The following is a 1674-nucleotide window of genomic DNA, read 5'->3' as shown; positions in this document are numbered from 1 at the left end:
CCGGCGCCGCCGACGACGAGATAGCGCTTCACGCCGGAGGCGCGCACCGCCTCGATCAGTGCATCGGTATCGCTATCCAGGAAATGCACAGAGCTGATCACAGCGTCATGGCCGCGGATCAGGTCCGCGAGACCTTCTGTGTCGAAGACATCGCCCTTCCTGGCCGTCACGCCCGGAAGCGCGACAATCTTTTCCGGGTTGCGCGCGATGCCCGTGACGGTATGGCCGCCATCGGAGAGTTCCCTGAGAAGGCGCGAACCGACAGCGCCCGATGCACCAATGAGAGCGACTTTTGCCATGTCTGTTTCCTTATGCTTGGGGGTCTGGAGGATGGGGTCACGCCGCCGCGATGTGGGCGACGAGATTGTCGAAGCTGCCGAACAGCGCGTTCGAACCGATGAGCCGGGGCGCATCGTTGCGGATGACCGCGAGCGAAGGCACGCCATCGGCATGCAGGCGCTGGAACAGCGCACGGCCACGGCCAACCTGATCGCGGTGAGCCGCCAGCAATGTTTCGGTCGGCGCCTTGAGCATTTCGGCGGCGTCCGCCATGCCGTCGGCGGCGAGCACCTCGGCCACACCGCCGATCGTCACGACATCGCGTCCTTCTACATAGCGCGCATGCTGGATCGTCTTCAGCGCCGCAAACCGGCGGCTAGGGTCCTCCAGGCCAGCGGCAGTGATGCCGAGTGTGGCGGCATGTGAGTCGAGCAGGGTGCCACGGACATTGAGGACATTGTGCCGGTAGGCCGGCGTGAACGATTGTCCGGTCAGGCGCTCGATGCGCTGGTCGTTCGCCCAGGCGTGCGCCGCAAAACCTTCATCCATCGGACGCGCGCCGGCGCCGGAAAACAGGCCGGTCGGCAGCAGCTCGACGCGCACGCCGGCGGCCGACAACCGGCCGAGCATCCGGGTGGCACCATAGCACCAGCCGCAGAGCGGATCGAAAAGATAGGTCACTTCTGAATTGTTCATAATCGCTGCTACCCATGATCCGGCTGCCGGCTTGATCGAATGCCGTTGGCTGATATGTGGCAGGTGGGGGTCTTGCGATAAATGGCACCCAATAATACAAACTGTATGATCTGATCATACAAATGGCAGCCAGCTTGGCCGAACTTCTGAACCTCAATCGGCTCGCCTACTTCACCACGGTGATGGAAACCGGCTCGTTCACGGCCGCAGCCAACCGGCTTGGCGTCGCCAAGGCCGTGGTCAGCCATCAGATCGGCAAGCTCGAAGAGGAACTGGGCGCAACGCTGCTGCAGCGCACGACCCGGCGTGTCACGCCGACCGAAGAGGGGCGCCTCTTCTATGACCGCGCGATGATCATCCTGCGGGAAGCGGAGGCCGCCTATGGCGAAATCTCGCGCGGGGCCGTCGAACCGAGCGGAACGCTGAGGCTGACGGCGCCGCTCGACTACGGCACCAAGATGGTGGCTCCGGTCATGGCGGCCTATCTCAGAACCTATCCGCAGATGCGCGTCGAGGCGATCTTCGACGACGCCGTCAGCAATCTGGTGGACGAGCAGATCGATCTCGGCATCCGCGTCGGCTGGCTCACCGATTCCTCGAACCAGGCGCGGCGGCTGGGGACGATCCGGCAAATCGTGGTGGCGAGCCCTGGCTTCGCGGCGAGCCTGCCGCCCGACCTGACGCCGCACCAGGCAAGAT

Annotated in this window: 3 protein-coding genes; 1 reads left to right on the top strand and 2 read right to left on the bottom strand. The window is 64.3% G+C overall.

Annotated elements, in window-relative coordinates; genetic code table 11:
* Together EN969_RS30065 and EN969_RS30060 are read right to left on the bottom strand one after the other, a co-directional pair.
* Positions 1 to 299, bottom strand: a 299-nt coding sequence (locus EN969_RS30065) for an NAD(P)H-binding protein (RefSeq protein ID WP_127419678.1), incomplete at its 3' end; no start/stop codon positions are given.
* A 37-nt stretch (positions 300 to 336) separates the two neighbouring features.
* The gene (locus EN969_RS30060; protein ID WP_024504444.1) at positions 337 to 975 is read right to left on the bottom strand and encodes a DsbA family protein; all 639 of its coding nucleotides are present in this window, start codon (positions 973 to 975) and stop codon (positions 337 to 339) included.
* A 134-nt stretch (positions 976 to 1109) separates the two neighbouring features.
* On the opposite strand from EN969_RS30060, the gene EN969_RS30055 reads away from it, so the two are divergent.
* Positions 1110 to 1674: LysR family transcriptional regulator (locus tag EN969_RS30055; RefSeq protein WP_164758623.1), on the top strand; the 565-nt coding region annotated here is incomplete at its 3' end.

Origin of the sequence: Mesorhizobium sp. M7A.F.Ca.CA.003.01.2.1 (assembly GCF_003998945.1) — a bacterium.
Lineage (GTDB): Bacteria > Pseudomonadota > Alphaproteobacteria > Rhizobiales > Rhizobiaceae > Mesorhizobium > Mesorhizobium ciceri.
This window is presented reverse-complemented; position numbering and strand designations above follow the sequence as displayed.

Excerpts from the sequence above, each read along its gene's own strand:
- EN969_RS30060 (WP_024504444.1), bottom strand. The coding sequence starts at position 975 with ATGAACAATTCAGAAGTGACCTATCTTTTCGATCCGCTCTGCGGCTGG.